This is a genomic window from Synechococcus sp. Cruz CV12-2-Slac-r, assembly GCF_024346075.1.
Lineage (GTDB): Bacteria > Cyanobacteriota > Cyanobacteriia > PCC-6307 > Cyanobiaceae > Synechococcus_D.
In genome coordinates this window covers 1-2,316 of record NZ_JAGQEK010000214.1, presented here as the reverse complement: position 1 = coordinate 2,316, position 2,316 = coordinate 1, and the positions used below count along the sequence as shown (strand labels likewise).

At 58.8% G+C, this 2,316-nt stretch carries 5 protein-coding genes; 2 read left to right on the top strand and 3 right to left on the bottom strand.

Annotated features, from left to right (window positions below; translation table 11 throughout):
- A partial coding sequence (locus KB557_RS10820; protein ID WP_255134102.1) for a hypothetical protein occupies positions 1-180 on the top strand: 180 nt, incomplete at its 5' end.
- 245 nt (positions 181-425) lie between these two features.
- On the opposite strand, the gene KB557_RS10815 is transcribed toward KB557_RS10820, so the two are convergent.
- The 3 genes from KB557_RS10815 to KB557_RS10805 are packed head-to-tail and all read right to left on the bottom strand — an operon-like array spanning position 426 to position 1,785.
- Positions 426-614, bottom strand: coding sequence for a hypothetical protein (locus tag KB557_RS10815; RefSeq protein ID WP_255134100.1), 189 nt, complete (start codon positions 612-614; stop codon positions 426-428).
- 29 nt (positions 615-643) lie between these two features.
- Positions 644-1,174, bottom strand: a complete 531-nt coding sequence (locus tag KB557_RS10810; RefSeq protein WP_255134105.1) for an ISAs1 family transposase — start codon at positions 1,172-1,174, stop codon at positions 644-646.
- Positions 1,168-1,785, bottom strand: coding sequence for an ISAs1 family transposase (locus KB557_RS10805; RefSeq protein WP_255134098.1), 618 nt, complete (start codon positions 1,783-1,785; stop codon positions 1,168-1,170). The genes KB557_RS10810 and KB557_RS10805 overlap by 7 nt, the downstream gene beginning before the upstream one ends.
- A gap of 130 nt (positions 1,786-1,915) precedes the next feature.
- On the opposite strand from KB557_RS10805, the gene KB557_RS10800 reads away from it, so the two are divergent.
- Positions 1,916-2,316, top strand: a 401-nt coding sequence (locus KB557_RS10800) for a restriction endonuclease (protein ID WP_255134097.1), incomplete at its 3' end; no start/stop codon positions are given.

The window sequence follows — 2,316 nt, the reverse complement described above, 5'->3', positions numbered from 1 at the left end:
CTCAGCACCATCTGCGCTCGAAAGTCCGCTGTATTGGGCTTGATAAACAAGTCTCTCATTTTGCCTGAAAATTTCTCGGCATTCAACCTCTCGTCAAGAAAATTAACCTCGCGGGTGATTACACTGCAGCTCAACTCTCCCAAAACTCAACAGCTCTTCCCAAGCCATTCGCACCGTTGACTCCTCCAGGTCTTGCGACTGAAGGCACTGGGAGCGATCGCCTCACTCGCATGAAGCAACTAGCGCCAGAGTCAAACTATCTGCCCCAGGTCGATTGCATGATGTTGTTGGGCAATCTCTACGGAGCTGGTATGAGTTCGCGAGGGTCAAACAGATCTCCCCTGACGCTCCACCCCCAACAGCCAAACAGGCGGATCGTCTCAAGGCTTCCGCGAAGCGGTAGCGCAAAGTGGTAGGCGGGGGCGTCATGACAGCTGATTCTGGGCCTCCTTGAGCAGCGAAGCGGTGATGTTCAGCAGGAGCGGCCAATCTGGGGAGATGATCTCCAAACTATCGTCATACCGAGTCTGAACCGCAAAGAAGGTGAGATCAGCAATCCGCTCAAATGGGCTGATATCTGTACCCGATTCTTCTAGCCAATCCATCAACGCCACGAGGTCGTGGGCAGGGCTGATTCAAAGTCTCAGCAAGGATCGGGCTGAGACCTCCGTCGCGCCATCGCCAGCAGTGCCGTGATGTCGTGCATCACCGCCTGCATCCCGCCTCGAATCGACTGAAAACCGGCCAATCGCAGCAGGTTGAGGGCCGCCGTTCGCAGCGTGGCCATCACTCCTGCGCCATTGCCGCGGTACCGGTGCGCATCCTCATGGAGCTGGGTGTCGCGGATCCAGTGCCAGCCTTCAATGCTCCAGCGGTCGCGAACCAGTTGCAGCAGGGCTTGTGGTGTGGTGCGCAGGCTGGTGAGGAACAGGTGCTGCGCCTGAAAGGGCTTGCCGACGCGGCTGCCGCTGGCCGTCACCTCCACGATCCAGCTGGTGCCGACCCAGGTCTCGGCGATGTGTGGCGGTGCCTGTTTGGCACGCAGGGTCCAGGTGATGGCGCGGCCGTGGCTGATCTCGTGATCCGTTGCCACGAAAGGGATCTTGCGCTTCCCCTGGAACTGGCTGCGGATCTGGCGGTGCAGCGTCTTCTGGTTGGCCTTGACCGTTAGCAGGAAGTCGGCCCCCTGCTCCTGGAGTTGCCGAAAAACGGCTGCTGGGTATGGAGGGCATCCGCTTGGATCAGCACGCCCTCCAGATCGAGCTCGCCAAGGAGCTGGCGCAGCACCGCCCGCTCATGGTTCTCACCGGTGGCGTAGCAGGCCTGACTGATCGCCACGCCCAGGGCCGCCGAGTAGAGCGTCACCTGGGCAATGAACGTCGACCCGCCACCGGCAGTGGGCTCGATCGAGCCCCGTAGCGTCTTGCCATCACAGATCAGCTGGTCGAGATCAGCAGCGCCACCTGGGATCTGGGCGATGGTCCAGTCGCGGATCGCAGAACAGAGAGCGGCCACATCCACGTGCTGGAAGAAGTAGCGGAAGGCTGAATCGGAAGGCGGCCGCCGGAGCTCAAGGCCCAAAGCCGCTGTGAGCACGCTGTGGTGGCGGATGGCAAAGCGTTCCAGATCCCGCAGGCTCTGGCAGCGGCTGAGGATTCCCAGCACCGCCACCAACAGCAGATACCAGGCTGGGATACGGACGCCCCGCCGCATGCGCGCGTCCGGGATCGCCTTGAGGTAGCTGATCAGATCGAGATCGGTTGCGGCAGAAACGCTCTCGAGCACAGGGAGGAAGCGATTCCGCCGACCTCAACCCATGCTGACAGCTCCGGCAAGAGACCCTGGGACAGACTTTGAATCAGCCCTGGGTGGCAGGGGGACCCGCCTACGTAATTGACGCGACCCGCCTACGTAGTTGACACCGGGCACTTGGACGCTGACCGATAAAGGCAGAGCAGCGCATCTCAACGAGAATGACGCCAGAGACATATTCTTGAAGTGGGTTGCCATTCATGCTGCCAACCGTAAGCAGAAGCAAGAAACGGTTCCTGAAGATGAAACGCCACCTGCTATCTCTTCCGTATCCGATAGCGATCAGGATTCTTCGCTTAATCTGTTGAGCACTCTTCGTTCATTAAGTCCACGGGGATTTGAGAAGGTATGCAGAGAGCTTCTGCGTGAATCAGATTTTGAAAATGTCGAAATTACTGGTGGCTCCGCCGATGGTGGTATTGATGGCTATGGAACACTGGAAATCAATCCCTTCGTGAGTTTTCGTGTGCTGTTTCAATGCAAGCGCTATGCCAAGGGTAACTT